We start from the raw sequence: 19,964 nt of genomic DNA, 5'->3' as shown, positions 1-19,964 counted from the left end.
GCCAGCGGGGGGTAAAGGGAAGCGCATGAGCGAACGCGAATCCATGGCGTATGACGTGGTCATCGTCGGAGCCGGTCCCGCCGGACTTGCCGCCGCCATCCGCCTGAAACAGCTCGCCCGGGATGCAGGGCGCGAGCTTGGCGTCTGCATCCTCGAGAAAGGAAGCGAGGTCGGTGCCCACATTTTGTCGGGAGCGGTGATCGATCCCGTGTCACTCAACGAGCTCATCCCGGACTGGAAGGAACGGGGCGCCCCAATCGGGGTGCCGGTCAGCGAGAACCATCACTGGGTGCTGGGCAAGAACGGGAAGTTCTCGATCCCCGAAGTGCTGATGCCGCCCTTCATGCGCAATGCCGGGAACTATACCTTGAGCCTTGGTAACCTGTGTCGCTGGCTTGCCGGCCAGGCCGAGGAACTGGGCGTCGAGATCTTTCCGGGGTTCCCCGCCGCCGAATTGCTGTTCAACGACGACGGCTCGCTGAAGGGCGTCGCAACCGGTGACATGGGCATCGCCCGCGACGGCTCGCGCCGGCCCGATTACCAGCCCGGAATGGAGCTCCACGCGCGGTACACGCTGCTCGCTGAAGGGGCGCGGGGCCACCTCACCAAGCGACTGACTGACATCTTCGGCCTGCGGGATGAGAGTGGACCGCAGGTTTTTGGACTTGGCATCAAGGAGTTGTGGGATGTTCCTGCCGAGAAACACAAGCCTGGACGAGTGATCCACACCCAAGGCTGGCCGCTCGACGATGCATGGGGTGGAGGATTCATCTACCATCAGGAGAATAACCAGGTTGCCCTCGGGTTCATTGTCTCGCTGGACTATTCGAACCCCTACATTTCGCCCTTCGAGGAGATGCAGCGGTGGAAGTCGCACCCCGCGGTGCGTTCCGAGATCGAAGGAGGACGGCGGGTGTCCTACGGCGCCCGGGTGATCAACGAGGGGGGATACCAGGCAATTCCCAAGCTGGCGTTTCCAGGAGGCGCCTTGATCGGCTGTTCGGCAGGCTTCGTGAACGTGCCCAGGATCAAGGGCACGCACAACGCGATGAAGTCGGGCATGCTCGCGGCGGATGCTGCCTTCGATGCCCTAGCGAACGAGCGCTCCGGCGACATTCTCGAGACCTATCCTGCAGCGGTGCGGTCGAGCCGGATCGAGCGCGATCTCAAGATGGTGCGCAACGCCCAGCCCGCCGTTGCGCACTGGGGCGGGCTCTTGGGAACGCTCTATGCCGGTCTCGACATGTGGCTGAACTACCTTCGGATCGGCGTTCCCTGGACGCTGCGCCACAAACCCGACCACACGCGCCTGAAGCGCAAGGAAGCCGTCCGCCAAATCGACTATCCCAAACCCGATGGGGTTCTCAGCTTCGATCGCCTCTCCTCAGTATTCATTTCGAACACAAACCACGAGGAAGACCAGCCGGTTCATCTGACGCTCAAGGACGCGGACATACCAACGGCCATCAACCTGCCGGTCTATGCGGGCCCCGAACAGCGCTATTGCCCGGCAGGAGTGTACGAATTCGTCGATGGCGGGAATGGCGAACCCAGGCTTCAGATCAACGCGCAGAACTGCGTTCACTGCAAGACGTGCGACATCAAGGACCCGACCCAGAACATCAACTGGGTCACTCCTGAAGGCGGCGGAGGCCCCAATTATCCGAACATGTAAGTGGCTTGGGGGCGCCGCGGCGGCGGCAGCGGCCCTCGTTCCCGCTCACGGAGCCGCGCGCCTCAGCGCCTCCGATACGGCCAGGACCTATGTCGAGGCACGGGCGGCGGCGATGAGCGGCGAGCATACGCGGGCCGCGCAGCTTCTTGCTGCCCTCGCCGAGGCGCAGCCGGATCAGGTCGACATAGCCCGGAAGGCGCTGAGCGAGGCGATCGGTGCGGGCCAGATGGACCTTGCTCTGGCGCTTGCCCGAAGCATGCCGGCTTCAAAGCTCCCAGGCGATGCCCGTCTTTTATTGGCTGGTTCGGAAATCCGGCGCGGGCACCCCGAGCGCTCGCTGCCGTGGCTAACTCCAAGCGGCGAAAACGGCGATCTCACTTTCCTTTCACCGCTCGTCACCGCCTGGTCGGCGGCCGATCGCGGCAATGTCGACCAGGCGATTTCGACGATCGACGAGCTGCCGCGCAACAGCCTGCTGGCGCCGATGGCATCGGAGGAACGGGCCTTCCTCCTCCTGAAAGCGCGCCGCAGTGCCGAAGCCGAACCGCTTGCACGCCAGGTAATTGGCCATGCGGGCGGCCGGGAGCAGCGCCTGAGACTGGCCTTTGCAGATGCATTCCTTGGCGCCGGGGACCGCCAGCGTGCCCTCATGATCATCGAGGGCATGGGGGAAGGCGAGGCAGCGGCTCGTCAGCGGATCATGGCCGGGAAAACGAGCGGTCTTGCCGTCGACAGCCTTCCCAAAGCCTATGCCGAGGTGATCAACGCGCTTGCGGCGGATCTCATGCGGATGCCGCGGGCAGCGCCGCCGATCGGCCTCGTGCAGATTGCTCGCTACGTCGACCCGCAAAACAACGGCACGACGGCGCTCCTTGCACTCCTTCTCTCACGGCAGGGCCGCGACCGCGAGGCATTGGCACTCCTTGCGCGTGTGCCTGCAAGCGAGCCCCTGATCGGGCAGGTCCGCGACGTTCAGACGCGCGTTCTGACCGGGAACAAGAAGTTCGATGAGGCTTATGGGATCGCAGCAGCCGCGGCTGCCGCCCGCGACGCTGAACCGACCGATTATTCGCGCCTGGGCGATGTTCTCCAGGCAATGAAGCGGCCTGCTGCTGCAGCAGACGCTTATGGCCGGGCAATTGCGCTTGCCCAGGCGCAGGGCCAGCGAAGCGAGCTGTGGACGCTGATGCTGCTTCGCGCAAACGCGCTCGAAGACGCAAACCGATGGCCCGAGGCGAGACAGACCCTGCAGCAGGCGCTGGCAATTGCCCCGGAACAGCCGCTTCTGCTCAACTTCATGGGCTATGGGGAGCTTGAGCGCGGCGAGAATATGGATTCGGCCGAGGCGATGATCCGCAAGGCAAGCGAGCTTGCGCCGGACGACGCCTCCATCACGGATTCGCTCGGCTGGGCCGAGTTCAAGCGGGGCAAGGTCGACCAAGCGATAGAGACGCTTCAGCGCGCAGCCGAGAAGGACCCGGACCAGGCCGAGATCCAGGAACATCTGGGCGACGCCCTGTACGAGTCGGGACGGCGCTATGAAGCGCGTTTCGCATGGAATGCCGCGCTCGTGACCGCCGAGGACGACATTGCGAACCGGGTCAAGGCAAAGCTCGTCAGCGGTCTCACCACCGCAAACGCGGCGCCTTGAGCGCCGGCGCGCGCGAGATCGCGCCGGCCAAGATCAATCTTGCGCTGCACGTTCGCGGCGGGCTTGCCGACGGCAGGCACGCAATCGAGACGATCTTCGCCTTCTGTACGGACGGGGACCGTCTGGAGGCCCGCGCGGCCAGCGAGATTTCACTCGACGTCACCGGCCCGTTCGCCGAGGCCCTTCGCCACGAGGACAATCTCGTCATGAAAGCCGCGCTTGCGCTTGCAGCTTCGGCTGGGGTTACAAAGGGCGCGGCGCTTGTTCTTGAAAAAAACCTTCCGGTCGCCTCGGGCATCGGCGGCGGTTCTGCCGATGCCGCCGCCGCCCTGCGGCTCCTGACTTCGTTATGGCAGATCGATCCGGCCCATGCCCTGGCCCTCGCTCCCCGCCTCGGAAGCGACGTGCCGGCGTGTCTGCTCAGTCTGCCCATGCGCGGCGAGGGCGCCGGCGATCGGCTGACCCCCATAGATCCCGGCGGCCTTTCGAATACGCCGGTTCTCCTCGTGAACCCAGGCGTGCCGCTGTCGACAGCGAAGGTCTTTGAGCTATGGGATTGGAAGGACCGGGGTCCACTCGGGGACTGGCGCCACGGGCGGAACGATCTCGAGCAGCCGGCCATCGATCTCGCACCGCCGATCGCTTCGGTGCTTTCCTGGCTCTCGGCAAGGCCGGGAGCGACTTTCGTGCGCATGTCAGGCTCGGGGGCGACCTGTTTTGCACTGTTCGAGAACGAAGAGGCCCGAGACCGGGCGGTCGAACAGGCTCCCAGCCAATGGTGGCGCCTTCCGACATACCTGCGCTAGGGCCGCCAAATGACCGGTCGACCAATCCTCACTTGCGATGCGATGCGAGCCGCGGAGCAGCAGGCAATCGAGGGCGGAACCAGCGTCAAGGACCTGATGGAGCGGGCAGGGGCAGGCCTTGCAGAAGCCGCCTTCCGGTTCGCAGGACCAATGGACACACTGATCCTGTGCGGGCCGGGCAACAATGGCGGTGACGGCTATGTCGCGGCCCGCAGGCTCGCCGAGCGCGGGGTCGACGTTCGGATAGCCGCGTTGGGGGAGCCCGGGAGCGAAGCGGCAAGACAGGCTCGCGGACAATGGAAGGGCGAGGTCGAGCAGCTTGGGCCCGATACGGCGCCGCGGCCGCTGCTCATCGACGCACTCTTCGGAACGGGTCTCAAGCGAAGCCTGGATCAATCTGTATCTGAACAGCTTTCTCGTCTCTGCGATGCCGCCTCTCTAAGCATTGCCTGCGATCTTCCCAGCGGTGTTGAAACGGACAACGGGGTGCAGCTTGGACCGGTGCCGGTCTTCAGCATGACCGTTAGCTTTGGTGCACTGAAGCCCGCTCATCTGCTTCATCCGGCCATGAACAAGTGCGGCCGGCTGGTGCTGGCGGATATCGGAATAGACGCAGGCTGCACCTGGCATGAGATCGGCCCCCCAATGCTGCCGCCCGTCCTGCCGGGAATGCACAAATATACGCGGGGGCTCGTTCATGCGCTCGCGGGCAAGATGCCCGGCGCGATCGCTCTTGCAGCGAAGTCGGCGGCACTGAGCGGGGCTGGCTATGTGCGGGTGAGCACCTCGCGGCCTATCGAGGGCCTTCCGTCGGCAATCGTCCAGGTCGACACGGCGGAGGTGAATGACGAGCGCATCGGATGCCTGCTCGTCGGTTCCGGAATGGGCGATATTCCGCAGGTCCTGACACTCTCTCTCACGTCGCGGGCGCCCAAGGTCATCGATGCCGATGCCATCGCGCAGCTTGGCGAACCAAAGCGCCTCAAGGGACAGAATGCGATCATTACGCCCCACGAGGGGGAATTCCGCAAGTTGTTCGGACAGATAGAGGGAGCTAAGCCCGAGCGGGCCCTCGAGGCTGCCAGGCGCAGCGGCGCGGTCGTCGTCTACAAGGGCGATGACACGCTGGTTGCCTCGCCCGACGGGCGGCTGGGCTTTCGTCCGCCGGCACCGTCCTGGCTTGCGAGCGCTGGAACGGGCGATGTTCTTGCAGGAATGGTCGCGGCCCTTCGGGCGCGGGGGATGGAAGCCTTCGAGGCGGCCTCCGCCGCGGTATGGCTGCATGGGCGCGCTGCGGAGCTTGCCGGTCCCCATCTGATCGCCGACGACCTTGCTGCCGCGATACCGCGCGCTCTCGACCTTGTCGCATGAACGAGCTCATTGTTGGAATCGCGGCCCGGGGTGACGGTGTGACGGCAGCTGGCCGCCACGTACCTTTTTCGGTTCCAGGTGATGCTGTCCTTGACGACGGCGCGCTGGCATTCGGCCCCCATCACCAGAAGCCCCCTTGCCGCCATTTCCCGGAATGCGGCGGCTGCCAGCTCCAGCACGCCGATGACGAGGCCTATCGCGGCTATCTCGTGTCGCGCGTGGAGGGCGCTCTTTCCCAGCATGGCCTGGAGACAGAAGTCCGTCCGCCCTATCTCTCCCCGCCCTTCAGCCGCCGCCGCGCGTCGCTCAAGGCCATGAAGGTCGGACAAAGCGCGCTTCTCGGGTTCAACGCCCAGATGTCACACCGCATCGTCGACATGCACGAATGCCATGTCCTCAGACCTGAACTATTCGAGCTCGTAGAGCCACTGCGCGAGCTTCTTGCGGGCTTACTGACGCCAAGGCGGATCGCAGACGTCCAGCTGACGCTGATCGACCGCGGTGTCGAGGTGCTGATAAAGGGCATTTTCGCTGGAAGGCTGGCTGAAATCGAGCAACTGACGTCATTTGCGATGAAGCACGACCTTGCGCGGCTGGGGATGGACCGCGGGCTAGGTCCGGACATCCTGTACGAGCCGGTGCCCGCAACCATAACCCTCTCGGGTTCGCCGGTTGCCTTTCCTCCAGGAGCGTTCCTCCAGGCGACGCAAGATGGAGAAGACGCCCTTGTCACGGCGGTGCGAGAAGCGGTCCAGGGAACGCGCACTGCCGCCGACCTCTTTTCCGGCCTTGGCACCTTCGCCCTTGGCGCTGGGGCAAACTATGCAGCGGAAGCCTCGCGCGATGCCGCGGCGGCCTTAAAGCGGGCCGCACCCCACATCAACGTTGAACACCGGGACCTCTATCGCCGCCCCCTCGATCGCGCCGAGCTGGACCGTTTCGAAGCCGTCGTCCTCGATCCGCCCCGGAGCGGCGCTGCCGAGCAGGTGGAAGCGTTATCGGACTCGAAGGTTGGCCGCATCGCCTACGTCAGCTGCAACCCCGCGACGTTCGCGCGGGACGCCAAGTCCCTCGTTCTTGGAGGTTATCAGCTGAGATGGATCGAGCCCGTCGGACAGTTTCGATGGTCGACCCATGTCGAGCTCGCTTCCTGCTTCACGCGTGGTGGATGAGGAAGATTGCAGCGTGGATCGCGAGACAGGCAAGACTGATCGAGGCAAGCAGGAAGATCAGGAACCGGATTCTCACGACGTTGAAAGTCGACTGGACGATGCTGTGCACGATCCTCAGGCCGACATAGGCCCAGGCTAGGTAGACGTTGATCCAGGCATCGAAGCCCATGAGCACCAGCGCGAAAATGATCGCATAGAAGATCGTCGGCTGCTCCATCAGGTGCTGGTAGTTGTGCGCCGGCCAATGGGCGGTTCCAGGATGCCTTGCCTCGAGATCAACGCCGCGGCTGCCGGGCGGAATCTCGCGGCTATTGCCAACCAGGGGTCCGCGTTTGATCGCCATCCAGACGAGCATGACAATCGACCAGATGACGAGCGCCACGACCGGACCGAGCAGCGGACTGATGTGCATGGAAAAACCCTCCCCCTTTTTATCGGAGGAGGGTGCTTCACTTCAGTGATGTCCGCAATCCGTCGTTAGTCGAACAGCTTGCTGAAACGACGCTTTTGGCGGTTACGCCACGCGCCGCGGTGCCACGCATCGCTCGCAAGGAGGGGGAGTACCGAAGTCGCTTCGGCAAAGACCATCTGCTCCATCGCGGTCGACACCTTGCCCCAGCTCGCGGCTTCCTGGAGCGTGGAGGACGAGCAGGCGCCGTCGCGGGCGTCGGCAACGGTGATCTGGACGGCATATTTGTGAACCTCGACATCGTCGTGGCCAAGAATTTCGGCGCACACGACCGTGTCCTGGGTGAAGTTCTTGGGAACGCCGCCGCCGATCATCAGCAGGCCCGTAGTGCCCGCCTTGATCTTGATGTCGGTGAGCTCGCGGAAGTCGGCGATGCTGTCGAGGGTCAGGTAATGGCCGCCGCGCTTCATCGCATCGACCTGGTGCTTGACGAGGCCGAAGCCGGCCGAGCTGTCGGTGAAGGCCGGGCAGAAGATCGGCACATCGTGCTCGTAGGCGAGCTGGACGAGGCTGCCTTCCTTCTTTGCATTCCCTGCGCTCAGCCATTTGCCCATCTCGCGGATGAAGGCCCTGCTGGAATAGGGGCGAGGCTCGAGGCCGTCTGCGATCTCGCCGATCGTGTGGTCGCAGTCCTGTAGCTGCTGCTCATCAATGTAGGTGTCGTAAATACGGTCGATATAGAGCGAACGCAGCGTATCATCGTCAGGAATTTCATTGGCTTGGTAATGTTTGTGGCCAAGCGCTTCGAAGAAATCCATGTCGACGATCGTGGCACCGGTCGCGACAATTGCGTCGACCATGTTCGACTTCACGAGCTCGGCGTAGAGATCCATGCACCCGCCTGCCGAGGTCGAGCCCGCGACTACCAGGATGATCGAGCAGGCCGGATCCTCGAGCATCGTGTTGTAGATCTTCGTCGCGCGGGAGAGATCGCGGCTGGTAAAGCTCATCTTGCCCATCGAATCGATGATCGGTCGAGCGTCGAACTTCGTGATGTCGATATGCTCGACCGGGCTCGACAGGAGCTCCGCCTTGCGCGTGTCGTTGATACGGTCGGTATCCTGAACCTTGTTCAACGTCTCGGCTTCCATGTTCATGCTCCAATGCGTCGCCGCTCCACGGATGGAGCGGCATCAGGGTAGGACATGTCGTTTCTTAAGGGGGACAGCCTCACCCCATGAACCGCCTTGAGCGGTTAGCTCCCCTCCCGCGTCAGCGGAAGGGGAGAAACACCTATAGTTTCACGATGTTGCTGCGAGCCGGGGCCCTCGCACCGTAAAGGCTCGCCATCGGCTCGTCGTCCACGATTGCACAATCGACGACTCCAAAGCCGTTGAACTGGGTGCGCATCGCACAGCCGTAAGCACCCAGCATCCCGATCTCGATATAATCGCCGGGGCCGACGTCCGCAGGCAGCTCGAACGGGCCCTTCATGCGATCCAGATCATCGCAGGTGGGTCCATAGAAACTGAACGGCGCCGGCCGTACTCGCGATTCCCCGTCGCGAACGAGGTTTACCGGATAGCGCCAGCCGATGTGGGCCGCATCGAACAGAGCGCCATAGGCACCGTCGTTGATGTACAGCTCGTCGCCGCGCCGCCTCTCGACCCGGACGAGGACGCTTGCATATTCGGCACACAGCGCACGGCCAGGCTCGCACCAGAGCTCGGCCGAATAGCTGATCGGCAGGGCTTCGAATGCCTGGTGGATGACCGCGAAAAAGGTCTCGAGCGGCGGCGGCTCCATGCCCGGATAGGAGGAGGGGAAACCTCCTCCGACATCGACGATGTCAACCGTCACAGCGGCCTCGATGATGGCCTCGCGCACGCGCGACATTGCCTCGGCGAAGGCTGCCGGTGTCATCGCCTGGCTCCCGACGTGGAAGCAGATGCCCAAAGCATCCGCTGCCTGGCGGGCAGCGAAGAGGAGCGTGCTCACATCCCGGGGATCCGCGCCGAACTTCGAAGCGAGGCTCAGCTTGGCATGGTCCGAGCTCACGCGGATGCGAACGAGGAGATTGAGGTCGCTTGCCGCCACGCCGTTGCTCGAAGTTGCCCGGACGATCTTGTCGAGCTCTTCGATGGTGTCGAGGCTGAAGGTTCTTACCCCATGCTCGAAATAAGCCTCGGCGATCGCCTCCTCGGCTTTGACCGGGTGCATGAAACAAAGCACGCAGTCGGGAAGGCTCTCGTGAAGGAGGCGAACCTCACCGATCGAGGCCACGTCATAATGCGTGATTCCCGCTTCCCAGAGAATGCGCAGGAGATCCGGCGACGGGTTTGCCTTGACTGCGTAGAGCGAGCGGCCCGGGAACTTCTCGACGAAGAAGCGGGCAGCGCGCCGCGCCGCGTGCGGGCGAAGAAGCGTGACCGGCTGGACCGGGCGCAGCTTGGCGATATCGACAGCCCCCCGGCTGCCGGTCGGGGCGGACGCTAGCCCCAGCGAGCGATGATGCTTGTGCAACTCAAGGGACCTCCAACGGGGTAGTTTCGACAAAGAGCTGCCTTGCGGTTGGAAGTCCCATGGGGCAGCGGGGGCGCGATATATGTTTGAGGGTCCCTACTGTAAAGATGTTTTGGTTCCATTGGGCCAATGGCTGGGAATTTCTGTCGCCAAACTGCAACAGCTCATCGAAAGGATAGGTTTATCAATAGCTTGCTGGATGATCCCAAGGTCCGACGCGATGATGTGCTGGTCGCCTCCAGGCGCATTGCGGGCGAGGTCGAACGAACGCCTCTGATCGAGACCGAAATCGGCGGAATCCGCAGCTGGCTAAAGTGCGAATGTCTCCAGACCGGCGGCGCGTTCAAGCTTCGAGGGGCCGCGAACCGCTTGCTCCAGCTTACGGGTGAAGAGCGACAGCGCGGCGTCGTCGCCTTTTCCTCGGGCAATCATGCCCGCGGGGTCGCGATCGCGGCAAGGCGCCTTGGCATCCGCGCAATCATCGTCATGCCGGCTGACGCGCCGCAGGTGAAGGTCGAGGGGACGCGGAAAGAGGGCGCCGAGATCGTGTTCTACGACCGGCGTACCCAAAGTCGTGAGGAAATTGCCGGCCGAATTGCAAGCGAGACGGGCGCCACGGTGGTGCCAAGCTTCGATGATCCCGCGATTGTCGCCGGCCAGGGAACGGCGGGCCTCGAGATCGTCGACCAGCTCGGGCGCAGTCCGCCCCGCATCATGATCCCGTGTGGCGGCGGCGGGCTCGCGTCCGGAATCGCCCTCGCGGTGCCCGACGCCGAGATCGTCGTCGTCGAGCCGGATGGCTGGGACGACATGGGCCGGTCGCTGGAGCTCGGTGAGATCGTTCCCGTGGCGCCCGGCGCGCCGGATACGTTCTGTGATGCAATCATGACCCCGCGAGTGTCGCCGATCACGTTTGGTATCCTCGAGGCACGACAGGCCCACGCGCTCTCGGTCAGCGATGGCGAGGTTGCCGATGCAATCAGGTTTGCCTGGAACAGGCACGGCCTGGTCGTCGAACCCGGAGCCGCGGTTGCTCTCGCGGCACTTCTGGCGGCAAAGCTACCTGCCCTTGAGGATACGGTGGTGATCGTGTCGGGCGGGAATATCGATCCTGCGCTTCACGCGCAGATCATTGCCCAGCCGGCTTAGGCGACGTTGCGTGTCTTGTACTCGCCCGGCTCCAAGTGAACGGGGCTTGAGCGTTCGACGGCCTTGGTCAGTTCCTCGAGCTCGGCCGCAAGGGTCTTCAATTCGGCGGCAAGGAAGCGGCGCTCGTTTTCGGCGACCGACTCAGAGGCGTCGATGAGCGTGTCGAGCATCATGGCGATGCAGGGCAGGATCGTTTCTTCGATCCGTTCGAACGCCTCGTCGAGCCGCGTCTGCTGGTCAGCCTTGGGCATGAGTCCATTTCGCCCAAATTTGGTTAAGTGTTGGTGAAGTTGGCAGGAATGAATGGATAAATTTTCAGAAAGCGCGCTTGCCGTCGCGATGATCGCGGGTTTCCTGCTGCTTGCAGGCGGCGCCAAACTGCTGTTCGACCGTCAGACGCGGGCGCGCGGCGTGCTGATGATCCTCGCCGCGCTCGTGCTCGTCATGAACGTGATGATCTGGACGGTATAGCGGGCTTCACGGGGTCGGTTGCGAGCCGCATGTCGAGATAATCGTCGACAGACTTCATCAACAGGTCGAGCTCGTTTGCGAAAAAGTGATTGGCACCGGGCACGAGATCGTGATGGATCGTGATGTGCCTCTGGGTCCGGAGCTTGTCGACAAGCTTCTGCACTGCGCCCGGAGTAACGACCTCGTCCGCTTCGCCCTGGATGATGATTCCCGAGGACGGGCAGGGGGCAAGGAAACTGAAGTCATACATGTTGGCGGGCGGCGCGATCGAGATGAACCCGCGGATTTCCGGGCGGCGCATCAGGAGTTGCATCCCGATCCAGGCCCCGAAGCTGACGCCGGCGACCCAAGTAGTTTCTGCCTCGGGATGGATGCTCTGCACCCAGTCAAGCGCGCTCGCGGCGTCGGAGAGCTCGCCAATGCCATTGTCGAACACGCCCTGGCTCTTGCCCACTCCGCGGAAGTTGAAGCGCAGCGTCGCAAAGCCCCGCTTCACGAAGGTTTGGTAAAGTAGCTGGACGATCTTGTTGTTCATCGTTCCGCCGGCCTGCGGATGAGAGTGCAGGACCAGCGCGACTGGAGCGCGCGGGCGGGTACCGGGATGAAAACGTCCTTCAAGACGGCCCTCGGGGCCTGGGAAAATGACTTCTGGCATGAAAGTGGCGTAAGCTCGCGAATAAGGTCCGCTGCGCGGGTGCGCAGCGGCGTGCGCTCCTATATAGGGACGGGCGTTCGTGTGGCAATTGGCAGGAATCCGGCGGTTTTGAGCAGCCCTGAGCGATTGTACCTGGACCATGCGGCGACGACGCCGGTGCTCCCCGCGGCGCAGGCTGCTTTCGCCGCCGCAATGGCGGCCTGGGCCAACCCAAGTTCTCCCCACGCCGACGGGCGTCGGGCGCGCGCCGCCTTCGAGGAGGCGCGTCTCCGCATCGCCAGGGAGCTCGGTTGGCGTCATGACGTCATTCTGACTTCTGGCGCGAGCGAAGCGGTGCAGATTGCAGCGGCCCGTGCAAAGGCGCCGGGGCGTCTCGTCAATCCGACCGAGCATGATGTCGTCATCGCTGCAACGGGCGCGGAAGCGGTCCCGCTCGTTCTCAACGGGGACGGCCGGGTCGACGTTGCCGGGCTCGAGGCCGCACTTGCCGCCGGGCCGGCCCTCGTGGCCGTCCAGCTCGTCAACAACGAGACGGGCATCGTGCAGCCGATCGGGGAAATCCAGGAATTGGTGCGAAACGCAGGATCGCTGCTCCTGTGTGACTGCGCGCAAGCTGCCGGGAAGATCACGCTTCCGGAAGCCGACTTTATTGCCGTGTCGGCGCACAAGTTCGGCGGGCCTCCAGGGGTCGGTGCGCTGCTGGTCCGCGATCTTGGAACGCTCGAGGCGAGCGGAGGCCAGGAAAGGGGCTACCGCCGCGGTACCGAGAACTGGCCCGCGGTCGCCGCCATGGCGGCCGCCCTCGAAACTCATGCCTTCAGCTCCGCGCTTCCGCGGCTTGAAACGCTAAGGACGCATCTTGAGGATGAAATTACCGCCTCGGGAGGAATCGTGATCGGATCGGGCGCGCCGCGCCTTGCAACGATCGGAAATTATTCGATGCCCGGCGTCTCAAGCGCGAGCCAGGTCGTTCAACTCGATCTTGCCGGCATTTCCGTGTCCGCCGGCAGCGCCTGCTCATCAGGAAGCATGAAGCCGAGCCGCGTCCTTGGCGCAATGGGCGTCCCCCATCATGTCTTCGCTTCGGTCGTTCGCATCAGTTTCGGTCCGGACACGAGCGGGGCGGACGTGGACCGGTTTATCGCGGAGTGGCGCGGCATCCAGGCGCGCGCGGGTAAGGCGGTCGCATGATCTACCTCGACTACCAGGCGACCACGCCTGTTGCCCCAGAAGTCGCCAAGGCGATGCAGCCCTGGATCGAGGAGAAGTTCGCAAACCCGCATTCGCCGTCACGCTGGGGCCACGAGGCCGCCGCGGCCGTCGAGGTGGCACGCAGGCAAGTCGAGAATGCGCTCGGGTGCAAGGGAGGGAGCCTCGCTTTTACGGGGACCGCGACCGAAGCGCTGAACTGGGCGCTGAAGGGCACGGCCGAAAACGCCCCGAAGGGCCGCAACCGGATCATTACGCTCGCGACCGAGCATGCAGCGGTTCTCGACACCTGCGAATGGCTTGCAGGGAAGGGGATCGATCTAACGGTGCTTCCGGTGCAGCCGAACGGGCGGCTCGACCTCGACCTCCTCGCAAGGGAGCTTGACGAACGGGTGTTGCTGGTCGCCGTAATGATGGTCAACAACGAAATCGGCGTCACCCAGCCGATTTCGGAGATATCGCGCATGACCCATGAGGTCGGTGCGGTGATGCTCTGCGACGCCGTTCAGGCGTTCGGGAAGTTCGAGATCGGAAGCGGTCCCGATCTTGTCGCGATCTCTGCCCACAAGATACACGGCCCAAAGGGCATCGGGGCGCTCTGGATGCGAAAGGGCAAAGAGCCGGAAACGCTGATCCACGGCGGTGGTCAGGAACGGGGCCTTCGTTCAGGAACCCTGTCGCCGGCGCTGTGCGTCGGCTTTGGAGCGGCGGCAAAGCTTGCCGATGAAAGAATGACGCGCGACTACGATCATATCCGCAAGTTGTGGAAGGCAGCGGTCGATGCGCTTGGACCGGGCTGGGTCATCAACGGCTGCACCGAGTGCCGCTACCACGGTAATATCAATGTCCGGCGCGAAGGCGTGGATGCAGCGAGACTGATAGCGGACCTGCGCGACATTGCATTTTCACTCGGCAGTGCGTGCGCGAGCGGGTCGGGACGACCAAGCCATGTCCTGCGCGCGCTCGGACTTGACTACCGCGAGACGCGTTCCTCGGTTCGCCTCGGCTTTGGTCGCTATACTACCCAGGCCGAACTGGTCGACGCATGCCATCGTCTCGCTAGAGCTGCGCGCGAGCAGGAGAAGCTCGACGCGTGACCTTGGTTCGGTTTTTCAAGGCGGACGGGACCCTCGACAAGGAAGTGGAAGCGGAGCCGGGCCAGCGGCTTCTCGACGTAGCGTGGGCCGCGCGCGAACCTCTCGAAGGCGCGTGCGAGGGAGTGATGGCCTGCTCGACGTGTCACGTGATCGTCAGCGCCGAGGATTTTGCGAAGCTTCCTCCAGCAACGGAAGAAGAAGAGGATCTGCTCGATCTCGCCGCCCACGCGACGCGTACGTCGCGCCTCGCGTGCCAGATCATCCTGACCGAGGACATGAGTGTCCTGACGGTCCGGATTCCACCCGAGGCGAGAAACTGGATGGGGCGCTAATATTGGTCCGATCCCGGATCGCTCGGCGGGGCTGCCGGGGTGGTCTCGCGGTTGGGCTGCGCGGCCGGCGCGGGACGGATTGACTCCAGTCCTGCAACGCTGAGCCGGCCGCGATGATCAAGGTCGAGCGCGAGAAAGCGTTGTCCCGCAGCGGCCCGGAATTCGGCGAGGGAGACGCCGCGATTGAAATCGGCGTCGGCGGAAGCAACCGGCTCTGGAAGGTCGAGCAGGCCGAAGCGGGAGGCTCCCTGGTGCCCGTCATCGTTCTCGCGCAGCGGCCGGTAGCCATGATGACCTGCGCCTTGATGGCCGCCCCGCCCGCCTTGGCTGGCGCCGCTTTCCATCCCGGCCACCGCGAAATCCGGTTCGCCGCTGATTTCGGGCGCGATCACCTGTTCATAGTGCGTCGTCTCGTCGGGATCGATCTCGCCGTCATGATTTGTGTCGAGGGTTGCAAAGAAGCGCTCCGCGTCTGCCTGCATTTCATCGAGGCTCAGGTACCCGTCATGATTGCGGTCGGCCTGTGCGAACCAGGCTTCCAGCGCATCGCCGTTTCGATCCGCATGAAAAGGTTCGCCCATCGGGCTGATGAAGAGCCTTCCCCAGTGGCGGTGGGGCTGCGGGGGTGGTTCGGGAGCCGGCGATGGTGCGAGCAGGGCGGCGAATAGAAGCAGGGAAGGAACGGGCATCGCGGAGCCCCCTTTTTGTTGGGAAGCGATGGCGTCTTATTCTGAGCGTGAACGGCTGATGAAAAACCCGGCTTTCGCAGATGAACTTTTGGACAGGGTGCGGGCCTGCAAGCGGTTCTATTTTCCAGGCGGCAGTGGCAGCCCGATGCGAGTGTCGGGGGCGTCCTTCTTGAGCTTCGGCTTCCCCTTCGCCGGCGGCGGCGGAAGAAGCGACCTCAAGCCTTCGAGCGTGAGCTTGCCCTGCCGCTGACGATCAAGAAGCCGGAACCGCTCGATCGCCGCTTGCCTAAATTCGGCGACCGTGATCGCGCGGTTGAAGTCAGCGTCGGCGGCAGCAACTGGCTCGGGAATGTTGAGCAATGCGTAACGGGCGGCTCCCTGAGGTCCTCCGTCAAGGTCGGAGTTGGCGTCCTGGCGGTGGCGGTCGCGCTTGCTCTGGCGGCCTTGATCATCGCCGGGACTATCTCCAAGCGAGGGGTCATCACCGCCCGATTTTGCCGGGGCCAGCTCGCCGCGGCCTCGCTTTCGCTTAGCGTTCACCTGAATCTCGGGCGCAAGCTGCCATTCGTAGCGAACCAGCTCCTCGGGCTCGATCTGCCCATCATGATCAAGGTCGAGAGTCGCGAAGAAGCGCTCGGCGTCCGCCACCATCTCGTCCTGAGTGAGCATCGCGTCATGGTTCCTGTCCGCCTGCTGGAACCAGTCGGCAAGCGTGTCGTCGGTGGCAGAATGGGACCTGAAAGCCTCGCCCATCGGACTGATGAATGGTGCCCAGGCATATCCCGTCACGACGACCGGGCCCGAGGGAGCCGCGGCTGCCGCGAAGAGCGCGAAAAGGGTGGCGCAATTGGGCATGCGGGTCTCGACTTCTCGTCGTGCCGCTGAACCCTTGATGAAGGAAGCGTGTCGAACAGGAACTTGCACGGCGCGGGCTCTTCACCCATATGCCCGCGCGGAAGTCGGCGGACGGCGCTGTCGCCAACCTGGTCAGGTCCGGAAGGAAGCAGCCACAACGATTAGGCGCCGGGTCGTCGGCTTCCACCGACGGCGCCGAAGCGTGCGACGGGCCTTGATGGACACAGCCGTATCGCAATCCGCTTGTTCAGCCCCTAAGTCTGAAGCCATGGAAGACGCCGAATCGCCCGGACTGGGGCTCGATATTCCCGAGCAGTCGAAGGAGGCCGCGGGCGCGGCGCCGTACCGCGTTCTTGCGCGCAAGTATCGGCCGCAGAGATTCTCAGAACTGATTGGCCAGGACGCGATGGTGAAGACCCTCGCCAACGCTATCGAGCGTGGCCGCATCGCACATGCTTTTCTGCTGACGGGCGTGCGGGGGGTAGGCAAGACCTCGACCGCGCGACTGATCGCCAAGGCGCTGAATTGCATCGGGCCCGACGGGAAGGGCGGACCGACGATCACCCCATGCAACGCATGCGAACCGTGCCGGGCGATTGCTGAGGGGCGCCACATCGATGTCATCGAGATGGATGCCGCCAGCCACACGGGTGTCGACGACATTCGCGAGATTATCGACGCAGTCCGATATTCCTCGGTGAGCGCGCGCTACAAGATCTACATCATCGACGAAGTCCATATGCTGTCCAAGAACGCTTTCAATGCGTTGCTGAAGACTCTTGAGGAACCACCTGAGCACGTGAAATTCCTGTTCGCGACGACCGAGGTCAACAAGGTGCCGGTGACGGTATTGTCGCGCTGTCAGCGATTTGATTTGAGACGCATCCCCGCAGAGAAGCTCGCAGCACATTTTGCGGATGTCGCGGGGGCTGAAGGCGTCGACGTCGAACCCGATGCTCTCGGCATGATTGCCCGGGCTGCCGAGGGATCGGCGCGCGACGGCTTGTCGATCCTCGACCAGGCAATCGCACACGGTGCTGGCAGCGTCAGCGCCGAACAGGTCCGCGACATGCTCGGACTCGCCGACCGCGGACGTGTCCGCCGCCTGTTGCAGCTGGTGCTCGCGGGCGACGCGCCGGCTTCGCTCGCCGAGCTTGACGAGGCGCACGACCTTGGGATCGATCCGACGCAGCTTCTGCGCGGCCTCATGGAAAGTCTTCATCTTGCAACGCGCTCGAAAGCAGGCGCGAGTGCCGACGCGCTGCTGAGCGCCGAGGAGCGTGAAGCCGCCGGCGAAATGGCAGCGGCGCTCTCCTGGGGAGCGATTCATCGGCTATGGCAGATGCTGCTCAAGGGATTGCAGGACGTCGACGTCGCGCCCGACCCCCGCGAAGCCGCCGAGATGGCGCTCCTGAGGCTCATCCATGCAGCAGACATGCCCGATCCTGCGTCGCTGATCGCGAGATTGAGCGACGGTGCGGGCACGGCGCCAGTCGCAGGTTCTGCGGCCAAGGGGTCGGGTCCGACGACAAGAATTCCGACTGATTTCACGGGCCTCATCAGGGCAGTGGAAGGAAGCGGGAAGCACTTGCTTGCGCAGCAGCTGCACGACCAGGTCGGGCTCGTCCGCTACGCTCCTCCCGAACTGGTTTTGAGGCCGACGCGACCGCTTGGCGCGGATTGGTCGCGGGACGTGGCGGTGGGGCTGAAGGCAGCCACCGGGGCGACCTGGCAGGTCTCACTCTCCGACGATGCCGGCGAGCCCTCGCTGCTCGATCAGGAGAAAATGGCCGAGGAGCGCGTTCGCGCCGATGTCCTCGCCGATCCGAATGTCCGCGCGGTGATGGACACGTTTCCTGATGCCGAACTAGAATCCTTCTCGACGAGAGGCGCCTGAAATGCCCGAGATGCCCGATTTTGAATCGATCATGCAGATGGCGCAAAATGCGCAGAACGAGCTGCAGAAGGCCCAGGACAATCTCGACAAGATCGAAGTCGAGGGTGCCGCCGGCGGCGGCATGGTGAAGATCCGGGCAACTGCCAAGGGCCGCATCCTCTCGGTGAATATCGACGAGAGCCTGCTTCAGCCTTCCGAGAAGACCATGGTGGAGGATTTGATCGCAGCCGCGATCAACGATGCCCGCGCCAAGGCCGACAGCGCTGCTGCCGACGAAATGCAGAAGATGCAGAGCAGCCTGCCGCTCCCACCTGGATTTAAGCTGCCGTTCTAACCGTTTGACGCTCGCCGTTTCTGCGTCATGATGCGCATCCTACAAGGGGAGGCGCTTGTGGGCATGCTCGGCGCAATGCAGGACTTTCCACTCCGCATCATGCGGATCCTCGATCACGCCCAACGTGAACATGGAGGCCGCGAGATCGTTGCGGCACGCGCCGACGGCATCACCTATCGCACGAACTGGAGCGCGGTAGCCCACGATGCGAGGCGGCTGGCGCAGGCGCTAGAGCGCAGGGGGGTCGGGCCTACCGACCGGGTTGGCACCATGGCCGTCAACCACGACCGCCATCTCGTATCCTGGTTCGGCACGGTGGGAATGGGCGGCGTCATCCACACCAACAACCATCGGCTGTTCGACGACCAGCTCGAATATATCGTCAACCACGCGGAAGACCGCGTGCTGCTCTACGATCGCGCGTTTGCGCCCCTCGTTGAGCGCATGAAGCCGAAGTGGAAATCGATCCAGCACTACATCTGCTTCGACGACGAGTTTGACGACGTGCTTGCTGCCGAGGACGGCGACTATCGCTGGAGGGAAGGAGACGAACGCGACCCCTGCGGTCTTTGCTACACGAGCGGAACGACCGGTCATCCGAAAGGGGTCCTGTACGAGCATCGTTCGACCGTGCTGCACACGATGACGGTGATCGCCCCCGATGCATTCGATCTCTCGGCGACGTCGGTGATGCTTCCAATTGTCCCGATGTTTCATGCGGGGAGCTGGTGCCTCCCTTATGCGGCGGCAATGTCGGGAATGAAGCTCGTCTGCTGCGCGGACAATAATCCTGAGCGCATTTGCGGGCTCTTCAATGCGGAAGGCGTTACTCACTCGGCCGGGGTTCCCACGGTCTGGCTTTCATTGATCGACCATGTGGAGCGTACCGGCGCCTCGCTCGGCAAATTGCATACGGTCATTTGCGGAGGATCATCTGCGCCTCCTGCCACGATCCGCTGGTTCACGGATCGCGGCATCAGGCTCAATCACCTGTGGGGAATGACGGAAATGTCTCCGGTTGGAACCGTTGGCGCTCCTCCCGCAAACTGGGAGTCCATGAACAAGGAGGAACGTTTCGCCTACATGACCCGTCCCGGGCGCTCGGTCTTCGGTGTCGAGCTGCGGGTCATCGACGACGAAGGAAATGTCATGCCCCGCGACGGCAAGAGCTCGGGGCGGCTCCAGACCCGCGGGCCGGCAGTAGTACAACGCTACTTCAAACAGGACAGCGACTGCGTCGATGAGGACAGCTGGTTCGATACCGGCGATGTTGCGGTAATTCATCCAGACAACAGCCTCAGGCTCACCGACCGCGCCAAGGACGTGATCAAGTCGGGCGGAGAATGGATCAGCTCAATCGAGATCGAGAATGTGGCCGTGGGCTGTCCAGGAGTGGCCGAAGCCGCCGCCATCGGCATTCCCCATCCCAAATGGGATGAACGGCCGCTCCTGCTGATCGTGCGTGACCCGGGCAGCACGGTCTGCGAGGCCGAGGTGCGCTCATTTCTCTCGGGCCAGATGGCAAAATGGTGGATGCCGGACGCGATCGAGTTCGTCGAAGAGCTGCCGCACACCGCCACCGGCAAGCTCAGCAAGAAGGACCTGCGGGACCGCTATCGCGACTATCGGCTCCCTACCGCAGTCCAGATGGTCGGGCGCGACTAGAAAA

Annotated in this window: 20 protein-coding genes and 1 other RNA gene; 14 read left to right on the top strand and 7 right to left on the bottom strand. The window is 63.6% G+C overall.

The annotated features are described in order from the left end of the window. The first annotated feature begins 25 nt into the window (after positions 1-25). From V8192_RS08060 to V8192_RS08040, 5 genes are all read left to right on the top strand, one after another. Positions 26-1,675 carry an electron transfer flavoprotein-ubiquinone oxidoreductase gene (locus tag V8192_RS08060; protein WP_341632564.1) on the top strand — a complete coding sequence of 550 codons (1,650 nt, stop codon included), beginning with the start codon at positions 26-28 and terminating at the stop codon, positions 1,673-1,675. A 112-nt stretch (positions 1,676-1,787) separates the two neighbouring features. After that, positions 1,788-3,326 (top strand): tetratricopeptide repeat protein, encoded by a 1,539-nt coding sequence (locus V8192_RS08055; RefSeq protein ID WP_341632563.1) that lies wholly within the window; start codon positions 1,788-1,790, stop codon positions 3,324-3,326. Continuing rightward, complete coding sequence (locus V8192_RS08050; protein WP_341632562.1) at positions 3,323-4,132, top strand: 4-(cytidine 5'-diphospho)-2-C-methyl-D-erythritol kinase; 810 nt, start codon at positions 3,323-3,325, stop codon at positions 4,130-4,132. The genes V8192_RS08055 and V8192_RS08050 overlap by 4 nt, the downstream gene beginning before the upstream one ends. 9 nt (positions 4,133-4,141) lie before the next feature. After that, positions 4,142-5,503 carry an NAD(P)H-hydrate dehydratase gene (locus V8192_RS08045; RefSeq protein ID WP_341632561.1) on the top strand — a complete coding sequence of 454 codons (1,362 nt, stop codon included), beginning with the start codon at positions 4,142-4,144 and terminating at the stop codon, positions 5,501-5,503. Continuing rightward, entirely contained in the window at positions 5,500-6,675 is a 1,176-nt protein-coding gene (locus V8192_RS08040) for a class I SAM-dependent RNA methyltransferase (protein ID WP_341632560.1), read from the top strand. The genes V8192_RS08045 and V8192_RS08040 overlap by 4 nt, the downstream gene beginning before the upstream one ends. Here the strand turns inward: V8192_RS08040 and V8192_RS08035 are convergent. The 3 genes from V8192_RS08035 to V8192_RS08025 all read right to left on the bottom strand — a co-directional run bounded on the left by V8192_RS08035 (position 6,659) and on the right by V8192_RS08025 (position 9,607). Next, a complete protein-coding gene (locus V8192_RS08035) occupies positions 6,659-7,087 on the bottom strand; it encodes an MAPEG family protein (protein ID WP_341632559.1) in 429 nt (142 codons plus the stop codon). The genes V8192_RS08040 and V8192_RS08035 overlap by 17 nt on opposite strands. A 65-nt stretch (positions 7,088-7,152) precedes the next feature. Then, positions 7,153-8,235, bottom strand: a complete 1,083-nt coding sequence (locus V8192_RS08030) for a 1,9-bis(guanidino)-5-aza-nonane synthase (RefSeq protein ID WP_341633312.1) — start codon at positions 8,233-8,235, stop codon at positions 7,153-7,155. A 142-nt stretch (positions 8,236-8,377) separates the two neighbouring features. Continuing rightward, positions 8,378-9,607 (bottom strand): type III PLP-dependent enzyme, encoded by a 1,230-nt coding sequence (locus tag V8192_RS08025; protein WP_341632558.1) that lies wholly within the window; start codon positions 9,605-9,607, stop codon positions 8,378-8,380. Between the two features lie 192 nt (positions 9,608-9,799). Between V8192_RS08025 and V8192_RS08020 the strand changes: the two genes are divergently transcribed. Then, positions 9,800-10,756: a threonine ammonia-lyase gene (locus V8192_RS08020; protein ID WP_341632557.1), complete on the top strand. Its 957-nt coding sequence runs from the start codon at positions 9,800-9,802 to the stop codon at positions 10,754-10,756. Here the strand turns inward: V8192_RS08020 and V8192_RS08015 are convergent. Further along, positions 10,753-11,007, bottom strand: coding sequence for a hypothetical protein (locus V8192_RS08015; protein WP_341632556.1), 255 nt, complete (start codon positions 11,005-11,007; stop codon positions 10,753-10,755). The two genes, V8192_RS08020 and V8192_RS08015, sit on opposite strands and share 4 nt — an antisense overlap. Positions 11,008-11,059: 52 nt before the next feature. Between V8192_RS08015 and V8192_RS08010 the strand changes: the two genes are divergently transcribed. Then, the gene (locus V8192_RS08010) at positions 11,060-11,227 is read left to right on the top strand and encodes a hypothetical protein (RefSeq protein WP_341632555.1); all 168 of its coding nucleotides are present in this window, start codon (positions 11,060-11,062) and stop codon (positions 11,225-11,227) included. Here V8192_RS08010 and V8192_RS08005 read toward each other — a convergent pair. Beyond that, complete coding sequence (locus V8192_RS08005; RefSeq protein ID WP_341632554.1) at positions 11,199-11,882, bottom strand: alpha/beta hydrolase; 684 nt, start codon at positions 11,880-11,882, stop codon at positions 11,199-11,201. The genes V8192_RS08010 and V8192_RS08005 overlap by 29 nt on opposite strands. Before the next feature lie 126 nt (positions 11,883-12,008). Here V8192_RS08005 and V8192_RS08000 point away from each other — a divergent pair, with 126 nt between their 5' ends. Genes V8192_RS08000 through V8192_RS07990 form a run of 3 tightly spaced genes read left to right on the top strand, consistent with a single transcriptional unit; the run spans position 12,009 to position 14,520 of the window. Continuing rightward, the gene (locus tag V8192_RS08000; RefSeq protein WP_341632553.1) at positions 12,009-13,073 is read left to right on the top strand and encodes a cysteine desulfurase family protein; all 1,065 of its coding nucleotides are present in this window, start codon (positions 12,009-12,011) and stop codon (positions 13,071-13,073) included. Continuing rightward, complete coding sequence (locus tag V8192_RS07995) at positions 13,070-14,188, top strand: cysteine desulfurase family protein (RefSeq protein WP_341632552.1); 1,119 nt, start codon at positions 13,070-13,072, stop codon at positions 14,186-14,188. The genes V8192_RS08000 and V8192_RS07995 overlap by 4 nt, the downstream gene beginning before the upstream one ends. Then, entirely contained in the window at positions 14,185-14,520 is a 336-nt protein-coding gene (locus V8192_RS07990) for a 2Fe-2S iron-sulfur cluster-binding protein (protein ID WP_341632551.1), read from the top strand. Before V8192_RS07995 ends, V8192_RS07990 begins: the two co-directional genes overlap by 4 nt. Here the strand turns inward: V8192_RS07990 and V8192_RS07985 are convergent. Together V8192_RS07985 and V8192_RS07980 are read right to left on the bottom strand one after the other, a co-directional pair. Continuing rightward, positions 14,517-15,209 carry an EF-hand domain-containing protein gene (locus V8192_RS07985; RefSeq protein ID WP_341632550.1) on the bottom strand — a complete coding sequence of 231 codons (693 nt, stop codon included), beginning with the start codon at positions 15,207-15,209 and terminating at the stop codon, positions 14,517-14,519. The two genes, V8192_RS07990 and V8192_RS07985, sit on opposite strands and share 4 nt — an antisense overlap. Before the next feature lie 117 nt (positions 15,210-15,326). Continuing rightward, entirely contained in the window at positions 15,327-16,064 is a 738-nt protein-coding gene (locus V8192_RS07980; protein ID WP_341632549.1) for an EF-hand domain-containing protein, read from the bottom strand. Between the two features lie 96 nt (positions 16,065-16,160). Between V8192_RS07980 and ffs the strand changes: the two genes are divergently transcribed. The 4 genes from ffs to V8192_RS07960 all read left to right on the top strand — a co-directional run bounded on the left by ffs (position 16,161) and on the right by V8192_RS07960 (position 19,960). Continuing rightward, an RNA gene (ffs, locus tag V8192_RS07975) (signal recognition particle sRNA small type) lies at positions 16,161-16,255 on the top strand. A gap of 77 nt (positions 16,256-16,332) precedes the next feature. Continuing rightward, positions 16,333-17,961 (top strand): DNA polymerase III subunit gamma/tau, encoded by a 1,629-nt coding sequence (locus V8192_RS07970; RefSeq protein ID WP_341632548.1) that lies wholly within the window; start codon positions 16,333-16,335, stop codon positions 17,959-17,961. Between the two features lie 10 nt (positions 17,962-17,971). Continuing rightward, positions 17,972-18,295 (top strand): YbaB/EbfC family nucleoid-associated protein, encoded by a 324-nt coding sequence (locus V8192_RS07965; protein WP_341633311.1) that lies wholly within the window; start codon positions 17,972-17,974, stop codon positions 18,293-18,295. 27 nt (positions 18,296-18,322) lie between these two features. Beyond that, positions 18,323-19,960, top strand: coding sequence for a long-chain fatty acid--CoA ligase (locus V8192_RS07960; RefSeq protein WP_341632547.1), 1,638 nt, complete (start codon positions 18,323-18,325; stop codon positions 19,958-19,960). Positions 19,961-19,964: the final 4 nt, after the last annotated feature.

Origin of the sequence: Sphingomonas agri (assembly GCF_038148795.1) — a bacterium.
Lineage (GTDB): Bacteria > Pseudomonadota > Alphaproteobacteria > Sphingomonadales > Sphingomonadaceae > Sphingomicrobium > Sphingomicrobium agri.
Note: the sequence above shows the minus strand (reverse complement) of the source record. Positions and strands in the feature narration are given on the sequence as shown.